The following is a 26982-nucleotide window of genomic DNA, read 5'->3' as shown; positions in this document are numbered from 1 at the left end:
ATACTTCACCTTTGTCTTTTAACGTCTGTTATAGTTAAAAGAAAATATCAGATTGAATTGATATTGTGAGAGTGAAACATGACTAATCAATCACCGCTAGATTCAGAAAATAATCAAGCAACAAGGAGTTTCGGCAATAAGGTGGTAAAAATCTTACAGAAACCTCAAACTCAAGTTATCTCCTTGATAACGTTAACGGCGATAATTATGGGTGGTTATGCTGGTGGTAAGCATTTATTAACAGTTATTCCTTTAAAAGTAGAAAAAGAATTAGAGAAAGTTTTAAACAGAGATGTTAGTTTAGGAAACATTAGTTTTTTTTCGTTTAATCAAGTTATTTTTGAAAATTTAGAGATTCCACAGACACAAAAAGACTCAAGTTTTTTGGAAATAGATGCGATTAAAGTGAGGGTTGATTTATTATCAATAATTTTGCATCGTCAATTATTTCTTGATGTTATTGTTAATGATGTTATGGGTTATGGGCAATTAGATACTTTATTCTTAATGGAGGAAAAAAAGCCTTTACCTAATTCTTTTAAGTTATCACCATTACCCATAGAAACGAAAATTAATTTACGTTTAAATAATAGCAAGATTGCAGTTACTCCTAATATGCAAACTCAAGCGGTGGAAATAAAGACAAAGGGAAAACTTCAGTTAGTTTATGATAATGACACTCAACCATTAAGTTATCAGTTAGAAAATTCCATTAACAATAGTCGCATTGATATTAAGGGAGAAACTTTATTAAGCAATACGAAAAGTAAAAATCAGGTGGAAATTCATCATCTTTATTTGCCAGAAGTTGCTTATTTAATTCCTAATTTACCTTTAGAGATAAAAGAAGGAAGATTTAACAGTAATTTAGAATTAGTGACTTCTTCCTTGCCAGAATTTAGGGCGACAAAAGTTAAGGGTAATATTAGTTTGGAGGATGTAGAAGGAAAATTAAACTCCTCGAAGATTAGTGAAATAGAAAAACTAAATAAGATTCCCCTCTTAGAAAAAAAGTTTACAGCGAATGTGTTTTTAAATTTGGAAGAAGATTCTCTTAATATTGAAACGGCTAAATTTACTTTAGGTGAGTTAGGCGGTTTTGTTAACGGTGATATTGCTAGAGAAGAAGGATATAATTTAACAGCAAATATTAACCCAGTAATTATCAATCGAGTTTTACCTAGTTTAAATATCAAGACTCCTGTTTTTGTTAATGGTTTATTATCAGGAAATTTTCAGGTTAAAGGAGAGATAGATAATCCCAAAATTTTAGGAAAGGTTAAAGTAAAAAATAGTGAAATCGATAAATTAGAGTTAGGGGAAATTAATAGTCAATTTTTGGCAGACTTAGATAAAGTTACTGTTAAAGAAATTGTCATTCAACCTCCGACTAAGGGAAAAATTGTCAGTCAAGGAGTTATTAATACTAATTTTCGTCAAACTCTTACTGATAAAAAACCTTTTCAAATCGAGAAGACTCCTTTCAATTTTCGATTTACTGCCAATTTACCTTCAAGTCAATTAATTGATAGTTATGATATTTTACCGACTGGCATTGATATAGGAAATTTATTAGCGGCGGGAGAAATTAAAGGCAATCTTTTGCAACCTCAAGGAAGAGTCTCTTTTTCTTTGCCGAATATGACGGGAGAAAATTTAGGTATCATTTCGACACAAGGAAAGTTAGTTATTAGTAAAAATGAGGTTAATCTTCTCGATACGGAATTACTTATTAATGAAAGTCAGATTCAAGTTAACGGTAATAGTAATTTTCAAGAAAAAAGTTGGCAAGTTTCGGCAGTTAGTAATGACAATATCAACTTAACTCCTTTTCTTCGTCAATTTTGTCAAAACTCTGATAACTGTGGGAATCTTCCTGTCAATGTTAACTTACCCATCAAAGCAAAAGATTTTGATGTTAGTTTTCGAGGCAATTTCGTTGAAACAGGAAGACGGGGAGACGGGGAGACAAGAAGACAGGAAGACAGGCAGACAGGAAGAGTAGGTGAAGAAAAAAATCAATATCAAAATAGTAATGAATTGGCAAGAATTAATTTTAATAGTATAGAAGGGGAAGGAAAAGTTAACCTTATTATCGATGATGGTAATTTAGATTTAGATACTCGTTTAGTTAATGGCAATTTAGTTATTAACGGTGAAGCAAATCAAATTTCTGTCAATAATTTATTCCCTTCTTTACCCACAACGACTCATATTATTAATAGTCAATTTAATCTTAGTGGTGATGTTGCACAATTATTAGACATCGGTAACGAAAACAGAGAGAATCTTCCTTCGAGTTTAGTTATTACTGCTGATAGTCAACTGCACATTGACAACAACGGTTTATTAAATACTGTCGTTAAAATTGATGAGGAAAAGACTGAATTTTCCGCTAATCTCAATCAAGTTAGTCTTAATCAAATCATTAATAGTTTTCGAGAAGAAGAAGGAAAACCAAAGCTAAAAGAAAATGATAATTTTGCTAGTCAAATAAATGTTTCAGCTAAAACGAGGGAGTTATATCAATTAGTAAGGCTACCTTCTAACTTAAATAATTTTTCTACCATTAATAGTCTTAACTTGACAGGAAATTTTCAAGGTAATTTCGGAGATGGAAATTTTAATAGTCAAGCTACCGTTAACAATGGCGTTTTTACCTTAGATGGAAAGACTCAAAATATTTCTCTTTCACAATTTTTACCTGATAGTAAGCTAAAAGCAAAAAATATTCATACTAATATCAGTCTCTCTAGTAATTTTTCTGAGTTGTTGTCTTTTGCCGTTAACTATATCGATACTCAAACTTTTTCACCGTTGCCGAGTTTAAATTTGCAAGGAAAAGTTAATACGAATATTGCTGAAGGAAAAGTTTTTCTTTCAACGCAAGTTAATAACAATCAGTGGCAAAGTCAAATTAATAGTGAAAATCTTAATCTTAAAAGTCTCAATCAACAGTTAGCATTTCTTGATAGTAAGTCGAAAATTAATCTTGCTGATGTCGAAAATATTAATAGTCAAATAAATATTGGGGGGAATCTTCTCGTTTTTGGTGAGAAAGTCACTTCTTTTCCTGTCAATATTTTATCGGCGGTTATCGAATCAGGAAAAAATATCGTCAATGCTAAAGGTAAGTTTAATCTTGTCAATGTTTTCACTAAACCTGATGTTAATAATTTACAACTGCAAGTAACGGCTAACTCTAGCTTAAATGTTATTCCCGTCAATCAACTTTTGTCTTTGAATAATAATCAAAAGAATTTTGTTTCTCAAGGAAAAAAAGAAGTTAAAAAAAATAATCAAGTTTCTTCCTTGCCTAACAATAAAGGGATGAATTTTCTTCCGCAATCAGTTAATCTCGATGGTAAGGCAAATTTTGAGGGAGTCTTCACGGCAACAAATTTATTAACTAATCCCCTTGGCAAAAATAATCTTAACCTCGAAGGAAATTTAACTCTTCATAACCTTAATTTTAGTCAATTGCAATTCGAGTCTTTATTGACAGGAAAAGTTATTATTAATCCGAGTCAAAAAATCTTCTTCAATTTACAAGGAAAAGAAGACATCATCGCTGCCGAATTTATTAACAAAAAGTTATCAATTCCATCAGCTAATTTTACTTTACCCTTCACTCCTAACAATATCGAAATTAATAAAAGTGGGAATTTTCCTTTTAATTTTCAAGGAAGACGAGAAGAAAATCAGTTTATTGCTTCCGTAAAAAACTTTGCCTTAGAAACTTTACAACTAAAACCAGTTATTAATTATGGTATTAAAGGCGAAATTAAAGGAAACCTAGCAACAAATTTTGCTATCAATTTAACTGATTTAACAGCAAAAGGCGACTTAAAGTTAGATAACCTCGGTATTGGCAATATTATCGGTAAACAATTTATAACAAATTTTAACTATCAAAATAATATCGCACAATTAAATAATGGACGGCTAAAATTTGCCGAAACTGTCTATGATTTACAAGGAAAAATAAACTTAGTCACGCAAAATATCGAAGGCAAAATTAACTTACAAGGCAATATCGAAGACATTTTTAACACTTTACAAATAACCGATGTCGCTACCTTAACTGGCTTACTCAAACAATGGCAAAATCAAGACTTTTTCGCCGATGCTTCTGCTATTCCTTCCCAATTTCTTGACAAGAAAGACGACTCCATTAAAACTAAAATCAATCTACTTTCTCGTATAGATGATCAAATTCGTGCGATCGCCAAACAAGTGGAATCTGGTACAATACCTAATGATTTAGACATATCTGGTGGCTATAAAGGAGAGATTCTTCTGGGAGGTAAACTAACTAAACCTGAGATTGGAGTTAACTTTGAGGGTAATCAATGGCAATGGCTACCACAACAACCTTTTCCGAATATTGTTGAAGGTTTAGGCTTAATAATTCAAGACAGTCAAGCAATTCCCATTCAAAAAATTGCTGTTAATGCTAATTTCAAAAATGATAATTTAACTGTTAATCCTTTTCTTCTAAATGTTGCCAATAGTCAAATTTTCTTTGCTGGAAATTTATCTCCTGAAACCCAAGAAGGAAAATTTAAAATCAAAGATTTTCCTCTCGATTTTATTACGGCATTTTTCCCATTACCATTCGATGTGAATAGTATTATTGATATGGAAGGAAACCTCGCTGGAAATTTATTAAATCCGGAAATAAAAGGTAACTTAGTTTTAAATAACACAGCTATAGATGGGGCAATAATTGAAGATAAAATTAATACTAAATTTACTTATCAAAATTATCAATTAGATATAGCCACATTTGATACTAAAAATATTAAATTTAATGCTATTTTACCTTATCATCCTTTAAATTTAGAAGAGAAACTAGCAGAAATTAATTTACATCTTAACACTGAAAATATAACATTTTTAGAGCTATTTACTAGAGGTAATTTACAATTACAAGAAGGTAAAATCTCTACCAATTTAAGGATAACTACTGCTTCATTATCACAACTTTTTAATAACTTTAATTTAGACCAAATTAGAGTGGGAGGAAACATAAATTTTGAGGAAGCAAAAATCAATTCTATTACTTTGAATACCCCTATTAATTTATCAGGAGAAGTTAACTTATTAGAAGATAAACAAGCGATTGATGTAACTAATTTACAAGCAAAAATTAACAATACTGATGTTAATATTTCAGGAATTTTACCCTTAATTAAACCTTTAGAAAATAACGAAAATCTCCTTACCTTAAACATTCCTAACCAAGCCTTACAAATAAAAGATATTTATTCAGGGAAAGTTGACGCTGATATAACCATAGATGGTACAGTATTAAAGCCACAAATCGGTGGTTATGTAAATCTAAACGGTGGCAACTTTAGCCTTCCTGAAGCCGAAACAACTATCACAAAATCGGAAAATAAACAACTGTGGCAAGATTGGCTTGGTGATTCTTCCTCCTCAAATTCCTACTTTTTTCAACCTGAATTTAAAGATTTTGCTCTGAAACTAAATAATACACAAGCTATTGAAAGAAGACTTTATCGCTTTTTATTCGGTGGTGAACTTAGTCTTAATGGTAGTGTATTAGATTGGCAAAATATCAGGGCAGATGGGGCAATTAATATTCGTAGAGGTCAAATTTACTTGGGAGGAGCAAGTCCTTTAACAAGTTTATCATCCGATTTAGCTGTAGGACAAACTACATTTTTTCTATCTCGTACAAATAAGAATATAATCACATTTCAACCTGATGAAAATATTCTCAATCCAGACATTGATTTAGAATTTCAAGGGGATATAGTAGATTACTCAAGACAATTACCCACTACTCAACGAAACGAAATATCAGATCCTATTTTAAAGGGTGGAAGGGGAGAAACCATCAGAGTAGTGTTAAAAATTGATGGTGGCTTGGCTCAATTGTTACCAGTTTTATCCGATAACGGTTATGGTATTTGTCGTGTGCCGTCTTCGACTCCTATCTCTAATAATATTCAACTATCACCGTCACAATTAAATAAAGTATCACAATGTATTAACTTAACAGTCTTAAACCAACAAGGCACAAACTTAAACTTGTTAAATTCTCCGTTAGTTTCTTTGAGTAGTACTCCTAATCGTAGTGAAGGGGAATTAATTAATTTAATTATAGGGGGACAATTGTTAAATTTAGCAACTCAATTACAAGAGTTAAGCGGTGAGGAATTATTTGAAAATGGTTTAGTCCAATTTTTGGTTGTACCTTTAGCCAATAATATCAGTTTCGGGATCAATGAAAAAGTTAGTACTTGGGGTAAACCTTTAGGGATGAAAGATTTAAGGGTTTTTCCTTTGGTTGAAGGGGTTTATGAAGTAAAAGATAACTCTAATGTTACGGTTTCTTATGACTATATCTATGGTGAGTTTAAAGTGAGGTATCAAATGCGATTTTGACAATGTACAATGAACAATTAACAATATAAATATTTATCTTTTGTTCTTGATTAATTTTTATCATCAAAATACAGAATCTTATGTTAAGACTAATTATTGTCATGGTGCTTTTTTGTACCTGTTTTTTTATTAATCCGACTATCGCTGAAGAAATTAATATCAATACTTCCATCACCGAAGCACAGTTACAAGAAGGGGAAAACATCGCTATTGAAGCCTTACAAGCTACTGATGAAGGTAATTTTATCCTTGCGGAAAAATATTGGAGTGATTTAATTGAAAAATTCCCTACTAATCCTGCGGTATGGAGTAATCGAGGTAACGCCAGAGTTAGTCAAAATAAATTAGAAGAAGCTATTGCTGACTATAACGAGTCTATCAAACTTGCCCCCACTGCACCAGATCCTTATCTCAATCGTGGTACTGCCTATGAAGGTTTAGGAGAATATGAACAGGCGATCGCCGATTATGAGAAAGTATTAACATTAGATCCAGAAGATGCTATGGCGTATAATAACATTGGTAATGCTAAAGCAGGATTAAATGATTGGAAAACCGCCGTAGAATATTATCATAAAGCCACAGAATTAGCCCCCAATTTTGCCTTTGCTGGGGCGAATGAATCTCTTGCCTTATATGAATTAGGGAAAAAAGATGAAGCCTTGAGAAAAATGCGTAATCTTGTGCGTAAGTATCCGATGTTTCCTGATATGCGGGCGGCGTTGACGGCGGTTTTATGGGAAAATGGAAAACAAGGGGAAGCTGAAAGTAACTGGGTTGCTACCATCGGCATCGATAGTCGTTATAAAGATGTGGAGTGGTTAAAAGAGGTTAGACGTTGGCCTCCCACTATGATTATAGCACTTGAGAACTTCTTGACTTTAGATGCAAAATAAATCAATAGACTTGGGGTGAATTAAATATCTGCATATCTGAAATCCTTGTCATATCAGGGGTAAATTTTAGAACAATCCTATTTCACAACAATTCCAATTAATAATTAACAATTAAAGATACATTATTGGCAATAATTAAAAAGTAATTAAAAAAAATATAATAATGAAAAAAAAAGTTGGAGTTATCGGTGGTGGTCAGTTAGCATGGATGATGGCACAAGTTGCACCATCGCAAAATATTGATTTATTAATACAAACCCCTAGTAACTCCGATTCTGCCGTTAGTCTTGCTACAAAAACAATTTTTGCTCCTATTGATGATGCGATCGCCACAGCAACATTAGCCCAAAATTCTGAGATTATTACTTTTGAGAATGAATTTGTTAATTTAGATGAGTTGCAGAAATTAGCTGATAAAGGCGTTTGTTTTTATCCTCGTCTTTCTAGTTTATCGCCTTTACTAGATAAATATGAGCAAAGATGTTTTTTGAAAGATAATGGTTTTCCAGTGCCTAATTTTAAGGCTTATAATTCATTCAATGATTTTGATTCTTTTTCTTTTCCTCTGGTCTTAAAAGCTCGTCGTCACGGTTATGATGGACAGGGTACAATTATTGTTAAGTCTGAAGCAGAATTAAAGACTATTTTGCCTAAATTTGATGGTGTTTCGTTGTTAATTGAAGAATTTATTACTTTTGAAAAAGAATTAGCAATTGTCGCCGCTCGTAGTGTAAATGGAGAAATTAAAGTTTATCCCGTGGTGGAAACTTATCAACAGAATCAAGTGTGTCGCTGGGTAATTGCCCCTGCTTTGCTTAATTCTGATAAAATTACTGAAATTGAAACCATTACTCAAAAACTGCTTATAGCATTAGATTATGTAGGAGTATTAGCTATTGAGCTATTTTTGACTAAAGATGGAAAAATTTTAGTCAATGAAACTGCACCTCGTACTCATAATTCTGGTCATTATACCCTTGATGCTTGTGAAACTTCTCAGTTTGCTTTACAGTTACAAGCTATTACGGGAAAACCTTTTGGTGATACAACATTAAAGACTTCTGGGGCAGTGATGATTAACTTACTTGGTTATGAATCGGCGAATTCTGATTATTTAGAAAAACGACAAAAAATTGAAAGTTTAGGAGCATTTGTCTATTGGTATGGAAAAACAGAATCTCGTGTCGGGCGAAAACTGGGTCATGTGACGGTATTATTAACCGATGATAACCCAGAAAAATTATATCAACAAGCTAAGTTGGCGATCGAAAAAGTTGAATCTATATGGCGATGAATAATTAAGATGAATAATTAATAATTAACAATCAAGAAATTTTTTCTAGTCTCCTTTATTTAATTTACTTATTTTTTAGGAGCTTCAGTTTTAGGAGCATTAGCACGGAGAAACTCAATAGACTCTTTGGAAGGCCAAAGAACAATTTTGGTGAGCATTTCGTCTTTTCCTTGTTTTAATGCGTCTAATATTCCTTCTAAAATAACGACTTCAATTTTGACACTAGAAGCTAAGTTAGGTTGAGATTTTTTGAAACTTTCGACTAATTGTTCTACTTGTTGTTGATCGAAAAAGAATGGTATTACTTCTTGATCATTTTGTTTAATAGTTAAATAACCTTGCTCATCTCCTGCTTTAGCGACAAATAAAGGCACACCTGCCTGATATTGATTATTGAGTTTTTTGGCTTGATCTACTTGATTTTTGGAAGGCACATAAGCAAAATTAACCGCATCTTTTTGTTTAGCATTGGCTTCTGATAATTCAAAGATTTCTCCTAAAGACACAGGCACAACTTGCACTTGTTTACCCAATTCGGGATTTTCTTGTTTTAATTTTTGGACAAAACCGTTAGCATCCTGTTGACTGATAAAAACTCCTGCTACTTTGCCATCTTGATCATTAGAGGCAATTAGAGGTGCACCTTGGGCATCAGCAATAGTAAATACAGGAATTGGTTTTAGTTTTTGTACGATTACTTCTTGGGGTAAGGCTAATAATTTGGTGGTTTGGGTTAACCAGCAACTAAGTACCGTGGCGCCGACTAAACTGACATTTTTAACTTTACTTAATAAAGATTTTTTCTTCGACATAATTTTTTTAAAAGATTAATTTTGGTGGTGATGTTTAACTAAGACGACTATTTTACTTTATGGTTTCCCTCGATAACATATCAAACTAAATTGATAGTTAATTTGCCACTTAATTACACTATATCAAGATTTTTAAATTTTTGAAGATTCCAATATAATCGAAAATTAGCTATTTATCTTCATATATATAAAGATTTTCTTTACATTATGAATATTTCCTTGATCTTAAGAGTAAGCTAATAAATAAGAGTTATTTAACTTTTTGGATAAGTTTTTAATCACAAAAATGCTTTTTGATGCGGCAAATTTAACTTATTGGATTTTTTTAGGTATTGGTATCTTGTTATTTCTTATTGTAATTCTCACTGGAGGTGGGGAAGATCAAGATATAGATACTGATGTTGATTTGGACGCTGATATGGATTTAGACGGTGATGTTGATAATGATTTTGATACTCATGTCACTCCTGATTTAGCTTCTGATAATGATTCTGATGTTGATTTTTTCCTTATGTTGTCATGGTTAGGGGTTGGAAAATCTCCTCTTTTAATTTTATTAGCCATTGATTTTTCTACATGGGGAGTTAGCGGTTGGTTTTTAAATGTTTTAGTGGGAGGTTTTATTAATGGTATTCCTGATGGTTTAATTGCTGCTTTAATTTTCCTTCTTTCTTTTCTATTTAGTCTTTGGGTTGGTAAATTAACTTCTAATCCTATTGGTAAAATTTTTGCTAATTTTGGAGAAGACACTGAAGGCGATCGCCTAATTGGTTGTACGGGAACTGTAACATCAAAACAAATTCCTTATCTCATTCATGGCAGAATTGGTCAAGTTGATGTAGTTGATAGTGCTGGAAATTTAGTTACCATTGAAGTCTGTTTACCCGATTGGGCGAAAGTTATACCCCATAGGCGACAAGAAGTTGTCATTATCGATCGCCAGAAACACTGTTTTATTGCAGTCGCAAAAGATACTTCTGATCAAGATAAATGGCTTAATTCAATGAATAATTAATAATAAAAATCTCTAATATTGAAAAATTAAATACGTAGATTAAGAGTTAATAAGTATAAAATATAGGAGTTAAAAATATGAAATTTTGGTTATTGTTTATTCAGACTTTACCTATTAGTAATTTAAAAAATATTCAAGTTAATAATTTTATTGATTATGATCATAATTTACCACAAATAAATAGTAAATTAAATGTAAATATTGTTAAAGTTCCTGTAACAAATACCCCCACTTTAGCTCAATTAAATTTGGGTAGTATGACTTTTTTTGGAGGGTTAATTGGTGGCTTAGTATTGCTGGGTTTACTTGCTATCTGGGGTTATACTAGAGTTTACGTTGTGACTCCAAATAACGAGGCATTTGTACGCAATGGCGGTTTATTTACCAAAGAAAAAAAAGTAATTCTTAATGGTGGTTGTATCGTGATTCCGGGGATTCATGAATTAACTCGTGTGCCTTTAAGAGAAATTTTTATTGACGTAGTTAGACAAGGTAATTTAGCCGTACGCACAAAAGATTATTTAAGAGCAAATATGCGGGTGACTTTTTATGTTTGCATTAGTGCAGACAAAGATGCAGTTTTAACAGCCGCTCAAAGGTTATCTAAACAAGGTAAAATTTCTGAAACTGACATCAAAGATGCTTTAGAAAAACGAGCAGATGATGCTATTAGGGCAGCCGCCAAACAAAAAAGTATTGCTGAAATTGACTCAGATAAGTTAGGTTTTGCTGAAGAAGTTTTAAATTTAATTCAACAAGATTTAAGAAAAGTTGGTTTAACCTTAAATAATATTGCTGTTTCCGAAATTGAGGAGAGTGATACCTACGATGAAAATAATTATTTTGATGCTCAAGGGGTTCGTTTACGTACAGAAACAATTCAAAAATCTATTAAACAAAAATTAGGTGTAGAATTAGAAACTCAACGGGAAAAAAGAGAGATTGAATTGAATACTCAGGTAGCTATTCAACAACAAGAATTAGCGGCGGAAAAACAATCTTTAAATATTAATAAAGAAAAAGAAGAAGCCAAGCTAACACAAATGAAAGAAATTGAATTTTTGAAAGTTCAAAGGGAAAGAGAAGTTCAAGAAGCAAGAGATCAAGAACAAGCTAAAATAGAACGAAATAAAATTCTCCAACAACAAGCTATTGAGGAAGAAAGAATTAAGCAACAATTAGCAGTACAACAGAGTCAAATTGATGCTAATATTTCCCTTGAAGAACGAAATAAACAATTCAAAGTTGCTCAAATTGCTCAAACTCAAGAAGCAGAAGTAGCAGAAATTGATCGTCAAAGAATTGTAGAAGCGACTAGATTATTGGCACAAATTGCCATTGCTGAAGCTGATCAACAATCTCAAATAGCACAACAACAAGCCGCCATCGCTATTACGGAAAAAGAACGGGAAAGATTTACAGCTGAAGCACAAAGAGCTAAAGCAGAAGAAGCCGTTAATACTGCCCGTAAAGTGGAAAATGCTGAGAGAGAGAAACAGTTATCTTTAATTGTCGCCGAAAGAGAAGCAGCAGAAAAACGTATTACCGATCAAAACGTAGTAGAAATTGATGTATTTCGTCGTCGTCGTCAAGCAGAAATTGCCCGTCAAGCAGCAGAATTAGAAGCTGAATCTATTCGTACTTTAGCGGATGCTGAAAAATATAAATTATTAGCTGAAGCCCAAGGTAAATTATCAGCGATTCAAGCTGAAAACACTCTCAGTGATGCAAATCGCACGGCTGACCTCATAAAAGTCATTTTCCCCATCATTGCCCCTCAATTGCCTGAAATCCTCAAATCTTTAGCTCCTCAACCCGGAGTATTAGGAGATGCTCGAATTTATGCTTTTCCCGGATTAAATGGTAATGGCACAAATAATGGTAATGACATTAATAAAATTCTGCTTTCTACGAGCGGTTTATCTTTAATTAATACTTTATTAGATGAGGGTAAATTAGGCAATATTCTTGCTCAAATTAAAGGCTTATTACAGTCAGATCAATTACAAAATAATACTCAATTAAACAATGATTTGAATTTGGAATATAATGTTAATTCAGAAATTATTAATGCTGAAAATTCATCTTCCACTATAGATGAAATAGATCAATCTGTGTCACCATCAGAAGATGTAGATTTTTCTCCTTGGGCAGAAAATAGTTAATCAATAATTGATAATGAATAGTTAATGAGTAATAAAACTAAACAAAAATTAATATAAAAATATAATAAATATCATGTCAAATTCACAGAATAATAACAGAAAAAAAATAGAAGAAATTGAAGCTGAATTATTTAATTCAACTCCCATTAAACCAAAAACATTTAGTAGTTTGATTATATCTGTTCAAAATTGGTTTATAAGTTTGCCTTCAGGGGGTAAGGTTATTGTTGGTGTGTTTGGTTTAATGGTTGCTTTTTCTCTTTTAAAAACCGTTTTATCTCTAGTACAATTAACTTTCAGTTTAGCTATTTTAGTGGTCATAGGTTATATTGTTTTTCAATTTGTTTCTAAATCTAAATTATGAAAATTGAGCAAATTGCACTTTATAATGTTTCAATTCCTTTTGTTTTTCCTTTTAAATTTAGTAATGGTGAATTATTAAATCATACTTGCTTAATTATTGAGGTAAAAAGTGAAGGTTTAACAGGGTGGGGTGAATGTCCAACTTTTGATAATCCTTACTATACTTATGAAACTATTAACACTGCTAGTCATATTTTAAAAGATTTTTTAATACCTAGAATTATCAATAAAACTATTAATTCCCCTCAAGAAATAAGGAATTTATTAGCACCCATTCGAGGGCATAATATGGCAAAATCAGCTTTAGATTGTGCAATTTATGATTTATTTGCTAAAAAACAAAAAGTTTCTTTAAGTCAATTTTTGGGGGGTATAAAAAATTCTATTAAAGTAGGGGTGAGTGTTTCTTTACAAGGAGATATTTCTCAATTATTAAACAGAGTTGAAAGTTACGTTAATGAAGGTTATCAAAGAGTTAAATTAAAAATTGCCCCTGATTGGAATTTAAAACCGTTACGAGAAGTTAGGAAAAAATATCCTGATTTACAGTTAATGGCAGATGCTAATTCGGCTTTTAGCCTCGATGATGTCGCTTTATTTCAAAAAATGGATGAATTAAATTTGACGATGATTGAACAACCTTTGGCTTATGATGATTTATTAGATCATCGTACTTTACAAAGTCAGATTAATACTCCTATTTGTCTCGATGAAAGCATTAATTCTCTCCATGATACCAGAATGGCGATCGCCTTAAAATCTTGTCAAGTCATCAATTTAAAAGTTTCCAGAGTCGGAGGTATCACTAATAGTCTAGCCATTCATGATTTATGCGAAAAAAAGGGCATAAAATTATGGTGCGGAGGAATGCTAGAATCAGCTATTGGTAGAGCAACGAATCTACACTTAGCTAGTTTGAGTAATTTTGTTTATCCTGCCGATATTTCTTCTACTAATCGCTATTTTCAGGAAGATATAACTCAAACAGTAATTGATCTTAATTCTGAAGATTCTACCATTACTGTACCCACAAATTCAGGTATTGGTATAGAAGTTGACGAAAATCTTTTGTCGAAATATTGTCACCATCAACAAGTTTTTCGATAACCAATAATTAGGAGTTGCACATGAAGATGTAAAAAAGATTCGGTGTGAAAGTATAGTAAAATGTTAACTTGTTTTAAGAAATGTTTAGAATCAATAAAATTCTCTGAAATTTTACTTACCATTAATTGTGTTGAAGATTATTACTGCATCCCTCGAAAATATTTCCTCTTCTACGGAAAAAATATTGTATCCCTGTGCTATAGCCTTGGGTAATTTTGATGGAATACATAAAGGGCATCAACAAGTAATTCAACCTATTTTTAAATATTCAAATTTAACACCTTCTTTAGTTACATTTATTCCTCATCCTCAAGAATTTTTTACAGGCATAAAGAAACAACTTCTTACTCCTATTCCTGAAAAATGTATTTTGTTAGAAAAGTTAGGAATTAAACAGTTAATATTATTACCTTTTGACAGAGAATTAGCTCATTTAAGTGCCGAAAAATTTGTAGAAGATATTTTAATTAAAAAAATCAACGCTAAATTTATTAGTGTTGGGGAAGACTTTTGTTTCGGTTATCAACGACAAGGAAATGCAAAATATTTAGAATCATTAGCTAATAAATATAATGTAAAAGTCAGTATTACTAAACAACAAAATCTCACGATAAAAAAAGAAAATGTTAGAATTAGTAGCTCTTCTATTCGACACAGTTTAAGTAATGGTAAACCAGAATTAGCAACAGAAATGTTAGGAAGAGAATATCAAATTATTGGCAAAGTAATTGAAGGGAAAAAATTAGGTCGAAAAATTGGTTTTCCTACTGCTAATTTAGAAATTTCTTCCGAAAAATTCTTACCTAAAAAAGGAGTTTATAGTGTTAAAGTAGAGGTAAAAAATAATCATATTCTATCTAATTTACATGGCGTAATGAATATTGGCACACGTCCAACTATCGAAGGTAAAAATATATCAGTAGAAATTCATTTATTAGATTGGAAAGGAGATTTATATAATCAAATTTTAACAGTTAAATTGCTGACATTTATTCGTCCTGAGCAAAAATTTTCTTCTTTAGATGAGCTAAAAAAACAAATAAAATTAGATTGTCAACAATTAATCATTAAATAAAAATATGGCATGAATTTAGTTTATATCAAAATTTTCAATTATTAATATAAAAAAATAGTTATTAGAAAAAATATAATCAATCATTTAATTTATTTAAGAGAAAATCGATACAAATTTTTTAGATAAACTTGAAGATAAATCAGTTATATAATGTAGTGATTAAGCTAAATAATAATATTAATTATGACCGAGAAAATAGAACTTTTAAATTCACAAGACGTTATCAGTGTCGAAAATGATAAAATTAACCCAAGAATGCCTCATAAAACTTTTAAAGTAGAAGAATTCACAAATTTACTTGCAAAATATTTAAGCTTAAATGAAGATCAAAAAGAATGGTTAAATAATGGTGTATCTGCTAATGTTTTAGTAGCGGGAAAACTTTGGCGTAAAGGTAAAGTAAGGCTATGTGTTGATTTTATTCCCGATGAAGCTGAATCACCTTTAGATGAGTTTAGAAAATAACGCTAAATTGAAGAGAATAACTAAACTTGTTAAGATTATAATGTGGTGTCAGCTTAAAACTGTTACTTATCCTTACTTAAACTTAAGTTATCCTCTCGTAAAGCATAGATAAAAATGACCATTAAAACCCCTGTAGAATTTCAAGATGAGTTTGACGTAATTATAATTGGCGGAGGACATTCAGGTTGTGAAGCGGCTTTGGCTAGTGCTAGATTGGGGTGTCGCACTATGATGTTAACTCTCAATTTAGATAAAATTGCGTGGCAACCTTGTAATCCAGCCGTAGGTGGACCAGCAAAATCCCAACTTACCCACGAAGTCGATGCGTTAGGGGGTGAAATTGGCAAAATGGCTGATCGAACTTACTTACAAAAAAGAGTGTTGAATAATTCAAGAGGTCCTGCGGTATGGGCATTACGAGCGCAAACTGATAAAAGAGAATATGCCGCCGTGATGAAAAATATTGTTGAAAATGAGCCTAACTTGTCCATCAGAGAAGGGATGGTAACAGATTTAGTATTAGGGAAAAATGATGAAATTATTGGCGTTCAAACTTACTTCGGAACTTGTTTCAAAACCAAAGCAGTAGTATTGACTACAGGCACATTTTTAGACGGAAAAATCTGGATTGGCGGTAAATCCATGTCAGCAGGAAGGGCAGGAGAATTTGCAGCCATTGGCTTAACCCAAACTCTTAATGATTTAGGCTTTGAAACGGGAAGGCTAAAAACTGGTACACCTGCACGGGTTGACAAAAGAACTGTTGATTACTCCAAAATGGAAGTACAACCTCCTGATGATGAAATACGTTGGTTTAGTTTTGATCCTGAAGTATGGATTGAACGAGAACAAATGAACTGCTATCTCACTCGCACCACCCAAGCAACTCATACATTAATTAAAGATAATCTCCATTTATCTCCTATTTACGGTGGTTTCATTGATTCTAAAGGACCGAGATATTGCCCTAGTATTGAAGATAAAATCGTCCGTTTTGCTGATAAAGAAAGTCATCAAATTTTCATCGAGCCTGAAGGTAGAGACATCCCTGAATTATATATACAAGGCTTTTCCACTGGTTTACCTGAAAATATTCAGTTAGCGATGTTACACACTTTACCCGGTTTAGAAAATTGTGTCATGTTACGCCCTGCCTATGCAGTAGAATATGATTTTTTACCAGCTACTCAGTGTTATCCAACTTTGATGACGAAAAAAATTGAGGGGTTATTTTCCGCAGGACAAATTAATGGTACAACTGGTTATGAAGAAGCCGCAGCTCAAGGAATTGTTGCTGGAATAAATGCCGCCAAATTTGCTCAAAATCAAGAGATGATTGTGTTTTCCCGTGAGCAAAGTTATCTTGGTACGCTTATTGATGACTTGTGTACTAAAGACCTTCGTGAACCTTACCGAATGTTAACCTCACGCTCAGAATATCGGCTTATTTTACGCTCAGATAATGCAGATCAACGTTTGACTCCTTTAGGTCGAGAAATAGGCTTAATTGACGATCGCCGTTGGGAGTTATATCAAAGAAAACAAATAAATATAATTGCAGAACAAGAAAGATTATATGAAACAAGAATTAAAGAAAAAGAGGAAGTTTCGATAAAAATTATTACTGATACACAACAGAAAATAAAAGGCTCAATTACTTTAGCAGATTTATTGCGTCGTCCAAGTTTTCACTATGAAGATTTAGTTAAATATAATTTACATAATCCTGAGTTAAATAAAGCTGAAAAAGAAGGAGCAGAAATTGAAATAAAATACTCTGGTTACATCAAAAGACAACAAACTCAAATTGATCAAGTTGCTCGTCATAGTAATCGTAAATTAGACGAAAATTTAGATTATATGAACATAGAAACTTTATCCATGGAAGCCAGAGAGAAATTAACAAAAGTTAAACCTTTAACCATCGGACAAGCTACGAGAATTGGCGGTGTAAATCCTGCAGATGTCAATGCTTTATTAGTTTATTTAGAAGTGCAAAAAAATCTTTGTAAAGCTAACAATAATTAATCATAGAAATGATGAAAGTTGCCGAACCAATTTATGATTATAAAGTGGAAAAAATGTCATCTCCTCAATGGGTAGAAGTCTTAGTTGATTGTGTTTATGCAGAAGGATTATACACTTATAAAATTAAGCCTAATACTATTATTAAAACGGGTGATATTGTCAGTATTCCCTTTAGTAATTCTATTGTTGGTGGCATTGTCATTAAATTATTATTTCAACTTCCCGAAAATTTAGAAATAGAAAAAATTAAAGAAATTGATGATATTATTACCACTGGTTTTTTTCCTCCACATTATTGGGAATTACTCCAACGTAGTGCAACATATTATCTTACGGATTTAATCAACGTAGTAAGAGTGGCTTTACCGCCAAAGTTGTTAGGTAAATCTCAACGACGGGTAAGATTGTTAAATCAAAATATCCCTGATAATCCTGATAATAGTGAGAATGATTGTACTGTCAACCAATTAGAAGTAATTAATTTACTTAAACAAAGCAAAACAGGAGATTATACTTACAACTTCATTAATCAAAAAGTTAAAAACGCCAGAAATGCTATTAAAGGATTAGTTACAAAACAGTGGTTAGAAATTTATTTGCAACCACCCTCAAGGGCAACCCCAAAGTTAACCAAAGTTGTGACATTTTTAGGGGAAAACGAAGATAATCAGCTTACTCAAAAACAACGGGATGTATTGACGATTCTGAAAAATAATGATGGTGAATTGCCTTTACCTGAATTACTGAGAATCTGTGAGTTAAATAGTAATTCTGTGGTGAATACTTTGGCAAAAAAAGGTTGTGTCGTAATTCAAGAAAGAGAAACTTTACGTTTATTACAGGATTCTTCCCCAAAAAAAGATGAACCTAAAATATTGACAAAAGATCAATCCCGTGCTTTAGAAATCATCAACGGTCTATATTCTTATTCTACTGTATTATTACATGGAGTGACAGGTTCAGGCAAAACCGAAGTTTATTTACAGGCGATCGCACCTATTTTACAACAGAAAAAATCCGCCTTAGTGTTAGTGCCAGAAATTGGCTTAACTCCTCAATTAACCGATAGATTTCGAGCCAGATTCGGCGATAAAGTCTGTGTATATCATAGTGCCTTAAGTGACGGTGAAAGATATGACACTTGGCGACAAATGTTAACAGGAGAATCACAAGTTGTCATTGGCACAAGGAGTGCAGTTTTTGCACCGTTACCCAATATAGGCATCATTATTTTAGACGAAGAACATGATACCAGCTTTAAACAACATCAACCTGTCCCCACCTATCATGCCGTCAAAATAGCTCAATATCGAGCAAAATTAGTCAATTGTCCGCTAATTTTAGGCTCTGCTACTCCTTCCCTCGAATCTTGGCGACTGGCAACTGAAAATAAGCCTTTAATACTCCAAAATACCGAACTTTTATCTTCCTCAGACTTGGAGGTTGAAGGACAAAAACACCAACATTACTACTTATCCTTGCCTAATCGTATTCAAAATCGCCCATTGCCACCTGTAGAAATTGTGGATATGCGTCAAGAATTGCGAAAAGGTAATCGCAGTATTTTTAGTTATAGCCTTCGCAATGGGTTAAACAACCTAAAAGCCGAAGGAAAACAGGGAATTTTATTTATTTCTCGCCGAGGACACAGTACTTTTGTTTCTTGTCGTAGCTGTGGTTATGTCATGGAATGTCCCCATTGTGATGTATCTTTATCCTATCATTACACCCACGAAGGAGCAACAGAATTATTACGATGTCATTATTGCAACCATACCGAATTGCATCCGAAAAAATGTCCTCAATGTTTTTCTCCTTACCTAAAGTTTTTCGGTACAGGCACACAAAAAGTATTATTAGAGTTAGAAAAAGAATTTCCTGATTTAAAAATCTTACGTTTTGATAGCGATACTACTAGCAAAAAAAATGCCCATAGACGTATTTTAGAGGCATTTGCTGAGGGTAAAGCTGATGTGTTAATAGGCACTCAAATGTTAACCAAAGGTATCGATTTAGCTCAAGTAACCCTCGTTGGTGTCGTTTCTGCTGATGGTTTACTCTTTCATTCTGATTATAAAGCTAGTGAACGAGCTTTTCAAACTTTAACTCAAGTGGCAGGACGTGCAGGTAGAGGTGATGATGCGGGAAAAGTGATCATTCAAACTTACTCCCCAGAGCATCCCGTAATTCAAGCTGTAAAAAATCATGATTATTTAGCCTTTTGTAAACGAGAATTACCAGAAAGAGAGAGTTTAAATTATCCTCCTTACGGTAAATTAATTTTGCTCAGATTGAGTGGCACTGACGGTGATAAAGTTCGACAATCTGCCGACAATATCGCTGATATTTGTGCTAACTTATTACCAGATCATATCGAAATATTAGGTCCTGCACCGGCAAATGTAATGAGAGTTGCAAGGCGTTATCGTTGGCAAATATTACTCAAATCTGCAAATAATTTTACAGTAGAGATCAAGGAAAAATTGTTAACTTTAAAACAATATTGTCATGTTAATGTATCCTTAGTTATTGACGCTGATCCTTTAAGGATAGAGTAAAAACAATAAATCTCTTTCAGAAATCAAGCAATGGGCAATGATGACGATAATAATTAGTGATTTCTAAACAAAAATTAAGGTTAATTTTTTTCCCATATGTGCGATGAGTGTTAATTGTTAATTATGTGGGTGAATACCATTCACCCCTAAGGATTAATTATCAATGACAAATTGTGGTTTACCTAAGTCTTGTAAATACTTTATATGCTCTATAGTCGCTTCCCAGATAGTACCATAGTTAACATAGTCAATATTAAATTCTTGACAAGTTTGTTTAACTATAGAGTGAATATTCGGATAATGAATATGTGACATACGAGGAAAAATATGATGCTCGATTTGAAAATTTAATCCCCCTAAATACCAAGTCAAAAACCAGTTATCTGTAGCAAAATTAGCGGTAGTTTTTACTTGATGTATCGCCCATTCATCTTGTAAATATTGACCTTTAATCATAGGAAACTCATTTTTATTCATAATGTGAGCAAGATTAAAGATAATCGAAAGATTAAATCCTACCATTCCTAAAATTAAAAGATTCGCAATGATTACGTGAGATATAGGATGAAAAAAGGAAGGTAATATTAAGGCATAAAAAATATAAAAAGCCTTAAATGATAATAATATACTAAGTCTTTTATATCCTAATTTTGGTAACTTATAATCTCCTATTTTTCCTGTAATTAACTTTTGAAAATCAGACAGATAAATCCAATAAAATAGTAAAATTGCGTAAATAAAAACAAAATATAAATGTTGAAAACGATGCCAAGGTTTCCATTCTTGATGAGGATTTAATCTTAATAAAGATAATGTTTCCATATCTGCATCTATATTGTCAATATTGGTGTAGGTATGATGCAAAAAATTATGGGCTTGTTTCCATAACGCACTACTACCACCGACAAAGTCTAAGGATAATGATCCTAACTTATTTAACCATGAATGATTTGAATAACTATTGTGATTTGCATCATGTTGGATATTAAAGCCAATCATGACATAAAACTGGGATAACAAAAAACCAATTAATAAAGCTACCCAAATATTATGAGTAAAAAAGACTAGAGAAATATAACAAGTTATATAACCTATGAGGATAATTCCTGTTTTCAGAAATATTCGCCAATTGCCATGATAATGTAAATTTTCTTCGGCAAAATATTCATCAACACGAAGTTTTAAGGTTTTATAAAAACCAGTTTTCTGGGGAAATTTAGCGAGAGTCATTCTATCGATTTGTATATGTATGAGAATCAAGATTAAGCTGGTAACAATAGCTACCAGTAAAAACGATAACACGATCCATACCTCATTGATTCAAAAAAAACCGATGAATATTAACTCAAATTGTCTTCACTTTTAGGTGCTTAATAAAATTGTGAAAAAATAATTTTAAAGACTATCAATCAAGGCTTTAGCTTTAAGTATTATTTCTTCAAATTCTTTGTCTGGCTGTGATAAGATTGTTATTGCACCACCAACGCCAATCGAAGTTTGCTCTGGAGTTATAATGGCGGTACGAATTACTATATTTAAGTCCATCGTACCATTGAGGGCTAAAAATCCGATACTGCCTGAGTAAATACCCCTTGATTCAGTTTCTAATTCATCAATTATTTCTAGTGTCCTCTTTTTTGGTGTCCCTGTCATTGAACCACCGGGGAAACAAGCCTTAATACAATCAACAGGTTTTACTTCTTCCCGAATTTTGCCTTTGACCGTAGATACCATTTGATGTAAAGTTGCATAAGTTTCAATAGCCATTAATTTAGGGACTGTTACTGTAGCAATTTCGCAAACTCTACCTAAATCGTTACGCAATAAATCTACAATCATTAAGTTTTCGGCTTTCTCTTTTTCGGACTTTTTTAAACTATTTTTTAGGTGTATATCTTCTTCTTTATTATTACCTCTTTTTACTGTGCCTTTAATTGGTTTTGATTCTAAATTACCATCTTTTTCTAATAATAAAAATCTTTCAGGAGATGAGCAAATAATAGCTATCTTATCGAATTTTAAAAAAGCACTATAAGGAGCGGGATTTTCTTTTCTTAGTTTTAAGTAAAAATTTAAAGGCTCTGATATAGTCGGTAAATAAAGATGATTTGTTAAACAAATTTCGTAACTTTCTCCTTGTTTTATTTTCTCTAAACAAGTGTTTATATTATCTAAATATTCTCTTTTATCTCGACTTAATTTATAAGAGTATTTTTGTTTTTTATTGTTTTGATTATTGGGTATTTTATTCCCATGAATTATATCTTTATTTTTACTAATTAGTTTAAGTTTATTTTCTGTTTCTTTAAACCATTGACCTGCTTTGTTTTCTTGATTAACTTTATCGACAAATATTAAGTAAATTTCCTGACAAATATGATCAAATATAATTAGTCGATCACAAAATATAAAATTAGCATCTGGTAAGAAGGATTGATGTTTATTTTTATTACCTAATAATCCTTTTAATTCATAACCAAAATAACCAATAAAACCACCATTAAAATTAAAGGGTAAATCTGGGTTATCAAAACTGTAAATATCTAAAGTATCTTGTAAAAATTTAAAAATATCAACAGTAAAAATATCTATGTTATTATTTTGAGTAATTTTTATTTGTTGATTATTAACATTATATTCAACTAAAAAACTATTATCACCTTCACTGTCTCCCATATAAGAAAACCTTGATAAACCTTGGGCTATCATACTACTATCTAACCAAAAACTATGATTAGATTGACTGTAAATTTTTTCAAAAACTAGAGCAGAATCTATAAATATGTCTATTTTTCTACTATAAACTTGATAATTATTATTACTTATTTTTAAATTATTTAGTTGATTTTTTTCATTTATTTCGTATTGTTTATTATTACTTTTATTTTGTAGAGAAGATGATAAATAATCAATTTTATTTACAGATTTATAATAGCTTTTTGTTAGATTATGAAAATTAATTAATAACTCTTTGCCATATTCAGAAGCGATGGATTCAGGATGAAATTGTACACCCCAAAGAGGTTTATATTTATGTTTAATTCCCATAACTAAATTATCATCGGTTTTAGCAATAACTTCTAAATCATCAGATAAAGAATTCTCAATAATTAAAGAATGGTAACGCATCACCGAAAAAGGAGAAGGAATACTTTGAAAAATAGTGTGTTGGTGATGATAAATTTTACTGATTCTACCATGAAAAGGTTGAGGAGATTTATTAATTTTAGCACCATAAAAATAGCCTAAACCTTGATGCCCCAAACAAATACCTAAAACGGGAATATTTGCTTTTAATAATACTTCACCACAGACACCAAAATCATTGATATTTTCAGGATGACCAGGTCCTGGAGATATAATAATATTATCAATATTAAGCTCTTTTATTTCCTGCCAAGATAATTCATTATTTGTAATAACTATCGGCTTTTTTTGATTAACTTCTGCCAATAATTGGTAAATATTGTACGTAAAAGAATCATAATTATCAATAATTAAACTTTTCATATAATTTCTTAATTCATCAAGCTAACCCTAATTAGTCACAAAAAAAAGGACAAATATTTATCCCTACAAATAGTTAAATTGATTTTATGGAGGGTTAATACCATTAACCCCTAAATTAATTTCTTTGATTATTCTCCAAATAATTTTGTACCAACAACCATTTCTGAAACATTACCATTACTGTCTGTGCGTAATTCGTGAATATTACGACTCATTTCTCTAGCTTGATGGTAACTTTCGATGTCTCCTTGCTCAAAATACAGTAAAGCTGCTTTCCGTAAGTCATCTACAGCTTTTTGTTTTGCACCATCATCGAGGTAAAGAACTCCTCTTTTATGGTAGGCTTTAGCAAGGCTAGAGTTTTTCTTAATAGCTTCAGTATAGTCTTCGATCGCTCCATGATAATTACCTAATTTTTCGTAACTTAATCCTCTTTGATAAAAGAAGTCGGCGGAGTCAGGTTGAGAGCGTAATTCCTGAGAAAAAGTTTCTACTTCTTTAATATTACTAACAATATTATTTAAGTCTTGATGTTGTAATTCGAGCCTTTTAATTTCACTGTTAATATCTTGTTTTTGTTTAGCTAAATTATCTTGCATAGATAACTGTAATTTTTCCACTCGATTAGCTAAATCTGTTTGATTATTGGTGAGTTTTTCAGTTAATTCTCCATGATTAACCTCTAATTTATTCATCAACTCATTAATTGTTTGTTGTTGAGTATTATAGGCTTCCACTAAAGTATCATTAAACTGTTTACGACTAGCAAGGTTACAACCAACCCCAATAGTTAAAGGAATAGAAGCTAAAAGAGGATTGTTTAGTGCTACAGAAGCAATTACTCCTACTACGGAAACCCCTAAACCTGTAAAACCGATTATATCTTGTTTTTTTTCTATCATTTTAATTAAAATACTCCAAAATACCGAACATAAAAAAATTAAACTAAAACTGCACAATTAAGCTCAAAAATCGGAAGAGCAAGTTTAGCTTCTTCTGGGGTTAAAAATTGTGGAATTACTTGTAACAATACATCATAAGTATCGTTATTATCATCTTCAAAAGTCCAAGATTTAGCAATGGTTTGAAACCATAACAACATATTAGTACGTAACCGTTCTAAATCATCAAATAATAACGCCGCCGCACTATAACGAATTAAATCGATAAAATCCCGTTTACAAGTGGCATAATAATCTTTAAATTCAGGATTACGCTTATTTTTACCTACTCTTACCGCTTCTACGATAGCATCAGCATTATCTCGAATTTTAATATAAGCACTCATTCTTAAATCTTGAGATTCTAAATAATCCTCTAAAAATTTTAACTCATAATCTTCAGCGTAACGTCCATCAGCTTCGATGGTTAAATCCGCAAATTGTTTTAACATTGTTGAATACTCCTAGTAAAAATTAATAAAATGATGTTAAACTGCATCACTGGTATTGGCTAAATATTGGGTAACTTCTCCTTTTGTATTCTCTAATTGACTAATCATTGAGCGAGTAATTAACTTTCCTTCCTCTACCAAAATCTTCCCAGAGATAGGATGAAGAATATTTTGTTGTGCTCTTCTACCAATTAAGGATTCAACGTCATCAATCTGACTTAAATACATCCCTGAAGGCAATTCAACTACTACTCCTTCACCGATAACCCTAGCTTGACAAGCCAGACGAGAATTAAGTTTACAAGTGGTAATTACTTCTAAAGTTCTTTTTTCTCTGCGATTCAGAGGTGATAAACTTTCCATGCCTTCTTTGATATAAACATGACAAGTAGAACACATTCCTCTGCCACCGCATTCCTGCAGGACATTTAATTGACTTTTCAATAATCCTGATAAGAGGTTATCATTAGTTTTAATTGCTGTATCTGTACCTAAAGGATCTAGTCTGATGGATTTTGCCACTATCTTCTTATCTAAATTTATAAAGGGTATAATTTAAGATTAGCTTATGTTTTAGTGAAAATTAAAGATAGTTAAACAATTAATAATTAACAGTTAACAATTAGCTATTAACTATTATTTGTATGTAAATTAAAAGTTAATTTTTGAGATATTTCTTGAAGTTATCTTTAGTTATCAGCAGAATTACTTTCTAATAAACGATCAAGAATGGTAGAATGATCATGACCTTCCTCCGATAAAGTTTTGGCTAACTTCACCCTTTCATCTAAGCCGATAACAAAATAGTTAGATTTCGCACCCATCGATTCACAACTAAGTTGAATACAATCAAGATTTTCTCCCGTCAATTGACTGAAAAAAGAAGTTAAAATTCCAGATTCTGGCTGACAAGCAAAACCTTTTCCTTGAGGTGCGGCTTGGGCAAAAGGAGAGTTAACTGTATTTGCCACGATAAAACCTTGAGAATAGTAATCGAAATTAAAATTAATCACCCCCCAACCGTGAGTTTTCCAACATTGTTTTAAACAACTCAAAAATTGAGCCATCTCCATTTGTGCTAATGGCATCTCATAATATTCGCTGACTTCTTGGATAAAACGGCGATAAAAACTTTTGCCCCACCAACGTCCACAATTATAAAGAACTATCCCTGTCGCTTGACCAATTTCTTCTTCTAAACCAGCGTAAATACCTTGTAAAAGAACTTCAGGTAAAGCGATTAATCTTGAGCCTAGTCTTGTTTCTAATAATCCTAACTCAAAATCTCCTTGCACATAGGCAGAAGGGGCAAAATAATTACCTTTTAAGGCTTTTTCTTGAACTAAATCCGCAACGGAAATCATTGATTTTTCCTCTTATTTTTGATCGATTTTTGATGCTTTAATTAGCTAAAACAGAAGTATTCATTAAATAATCATTGGCTTGGGCTAAAAATGGCTGAAGATGATTTAATTCATCATTAGAAAAAACCTCAGTTAATTTAGCAATTAATAATGAATAAATAGTCGAAAAAATAGCTTCAGATTGATGAGCTTGAACTATATCTGTCAACCATTCTAATAAACGATGTTCGAGAAATTCGTGGTTATTTAACATCATCGCCATGGCAGAATATCTTGTAATTAATAACCAATGACGGATAGCAGTTTCAATTTTCTTAGGATTTTCTTTGGGAAATTTAATAACTACATCATCGGCAATTTCTTGAAAAATACTTATTTCTTCATCTCGCAGAAGTTTATAAGCCGCAATTCTATTTTTAAGAGTGGAGATTTCTTGAGAGAATTGATTTAAGTTTTCTTGATTAAGATACTGAAATTCGGCTTCGTGAATTAATGCTTGTAATTCTGGATACATAATTTT

19 protein-coding genes are annotated in these 26982 nt (G+C 31.9%); 11 read left to right on the top strand and 8 right to left on the bottom strand.

Going from position 1 to position 26982, the window contains the following annotated elements; genetic code table 11:
* Positions 1-78 precede the first annotated feature (78 nt).
* From GM3708_RS04680 to GM3708_RS04670, 3 genes are all read left to right on the top strand, one after another.
* Positions 79-6417 (top strand): translocation/assembly module TamB domain-containing protein, encoded by a 6339-nt coding sequence (locus tag GM3708_RS04680; protein WP_066344520.1) that lies wholly within the window; start codon positions 79-81, stop codon positions 6415-6417.
* Between the two features lie 80 nt (positions 6418-6497).
* Entirely contained in the window at positions 6498-7313 is an 816-nt protein-coding gene (locus tag GM3708_RS04675; protein ID WP_066344518.1) for a tetratricopeptide repeat protein, read from the top strand.
* 160 nt (positions 7314-7473) lie between these two features.
* Positions 7474-8607 (top strand): 5-(carboxyamino)imidazole ribonucleotide synthase, encoded by a 1134-nt coding sequence (locus GM3708_RS04670; RefSeq protein WP_396229664.1) that lies wholly within the window; start codon positions 7474-7476, stop codon positions 8605-8607.
* Between the two features lie 68 nt (positions 8608-8675).
* Here the strand turns inward: GM3708_RS04670 and GM3708_RS04665 are convergent, their stop codons facing one another.
* Entirely contained in the window at positions 8676-9419 is a 744-nt protein-coding gene (locus GM3708_RS04665) for a Tic22 family protein (RefSeq protein WP_066344515.1), read from the bottom strand.
* A gap of 286 nt (positions 9420-9705) precedes the next feature.
* Here GM3708_RS04665 and GM3708_RS04660 point away from each other — a divergent pair, with 286 nt between their 5' ends.
* The 8 genes from GM3708_RS04660 to priA all read left to right on the top strand — a co-directional run bounded on the left by GM3708_RS04660 (position 9706) and on the right by priA (position 20195).
* Positions 9706-10434, top strand: coding sequence for an OB-fold-containig protein (locus GM3708_RS04660; RefSeq protein WP_066344513.1), 729 nt, complete (start codon positions 9706-9708; stop codon positions 10432-10434).
* Positions 10435-10511: 77 nt separating this feature from the next.
* A complete protein-coding gene (locus GM3708_RS04655; protein WP_066344511.1) occupies positions 10512-12599 on the top strand; it encodes a flotillin family protein in 2088 nt (695 codons plus the stop codon).
* A 73-nt stretch (positions 12600-12672) separates the two neighbouring features.
* Positions 12673-12963: a hypothetical protein gene (locus GM3708_RS04650; RefSeq protein ID WP_066344510.1), complete on the top strand. Its 291-nt coding sequence runs from the start codon at positions 12673-12675 to the stop codon at positions 12961-12963.
* Positions 12960-14069 carry an o-succinylbenzoate synthase gene (menC, locus tag GM3708_RS04645; protein ID WP_066344508.1) on the top strand — a complete coding sequence of 370 codons (1110 nt, stop codon included), beginning with the start codon at positions 12960-12962 and terminating at the stop codon, positions 14067-14069. The genes GM3708_RS04650 and menC overlap by 4 nt, the downstream gene beginning before the upstream one ends.
* A 124-nt stretch (positions 14070-14193) precedes the next feature.
* Complete coding sequence (locus tag GM3708_RS04640) at positions 14194-15144, top strand: bifunctional riboflavin kinase/FAD synthetase (protein ID WP_066344506.1); 951 nt, start codon at positions 14194-14196, stop codon at positions 15142-15144.
* A 183-nt stretch (positions 15145-15327) separates the two neighbouring features.
* Positions 15328-15609 carry a KGK domain-containing protein gene (locus tag GM3708_RS04635; protein WP_066344505.1) on the top strand — a complete coding sequence of 94 codons (282 nt, stop codon included), beginning with the start codon at positions 15328-15330 and terminating at the stop codon, positions 15607-15609.
* 114 nt (positions 15610-15723) lie between these two features.
* Positions 15724-17637 (top strand): tRNA uridine-5-carboxymethylaminomethyl(34) synthesis enzyme MnmG, encoded by a 1914-nt coding sequence (gene mnmG / locus GM3708_RS04630; RefSeq protein ID WP_066344503.1) that lies wholly within the window; start codon positions 15724-15726, stop codon positions 17635-17637.
* A gap of 11 nt (positions 17638-17648) precedes the next feature.
* Complete coding sequence (gene priA / locus GM3708_RS04625; RefSeq protein WP_082713998.1) at positions 17649-20195, top strand: primosomal protein N'; 2547 nt, start codon at positions 17649-17651, stop codon at positions 20193-20195.
* Positions 20196-20348: 153 nt separating this feature from the next.
* Here the strand turns inward: priA and GM3708_RS04620 are convergent, their stop codons facing one another.
* The 7 genes from GM3708_RS04620 to GM3708_RS04590 all read right to left on the bottom strand — a co-directional run bounded on the left by GM3708_RS04620 (position 20349) and on the right by GM3708_RS04590 (position 26976).
* Complete coding sequence (locus tag GM3708_RS04620) at positions 20349-21425, bottom strand: acyl-CoA desaturase (RefSeq protein WP_066344499.1); 1077 nt, start codon at positions 21423-21425, stop codon at positions 20349-20351.
* Positions 21426-21590: 165 nt separating this feature from the next.
* The gene (pabB, locus tag GM3708_RS04615) at positions 21591-23705 is read right to left on the bottom strand and encodes an aminodeoxychorismate synthase (protein ID WP_066344498.1); all 2115 of its coding nucleotides are present in this window, start codon (positions 23703-23705) and stop codon (positions 21591-21593) included.
* 128 nt (positions 23706-23833) lie between these two features.
* Entirely contained in the window at positions 23834-24607 is a 774-nt protein-coding gene (locus tag GM3708_RS04610) for a tetratricopeptide repeat protein (RefSeq protein WP_231933072.1), read from the bottom strand.
* A gap of 38 nt (positions 24608-24645) precedes the next feature.
* Positions 24646-25098: a hypothetical protein gene (locus GM3708_RS04605; protein ID WP_066344497.1), complete on the bottom strand. Its 453-nt coding sequence runs from the start codon at positions 25096-25098 to the stop codon at positions 24646-24648.
* Between the two features lie 36 nt (positions 25099-25134).
* A complete protein-coding gene (locus GM3708_RS04600) occupies positions 25135-25620 on the bottom strand; it encodes a 2Fe-2S iron-sulfur cluster-binding protein (protein ID WP_066344495.1) in 486 nt (161 codons plus the stop codon).
* Between the two features lie 167 nt (positions 25621-25787).
* A complete protein-coding gene (locus GM3708_RS04595) occupies positions 25788-26462 on the bottom strand; it encodes a V4R domain-containing protein (RefSeq protein WP_066344494.1) in 675 nt (224 codons plus the stop codon).
* Positions 26463-26499: 37 nt separating this feature from the next.
* Complete coding sequence (locus GM3708_RS04590; protein ID WP_066344493.1) at positions 26500-26976, bottom strand: phycobilisome protein; 477 nt, start codon at positions 26974-26976, stop codon at positions 26500-26502.
* Positions 26977-26982: the final 6 nt, after the last annotated feature.

Origin of the sequence: Geminocystis sp. NIES-3708, from assembly GCF_001548095.1 — a bacterium.
Taxonomy (GTDB): Bacteria; Cyanobacteriota; Cyanobacteriia; order Cyanobacteriales; family Cyanobacteriaceae; genus Geminocystis.
The sequence above is the reverse complement of the archived record's forward strand: the minus strand, read 5'-3'. Positions and strand labels throughout refer to the sequence as shown.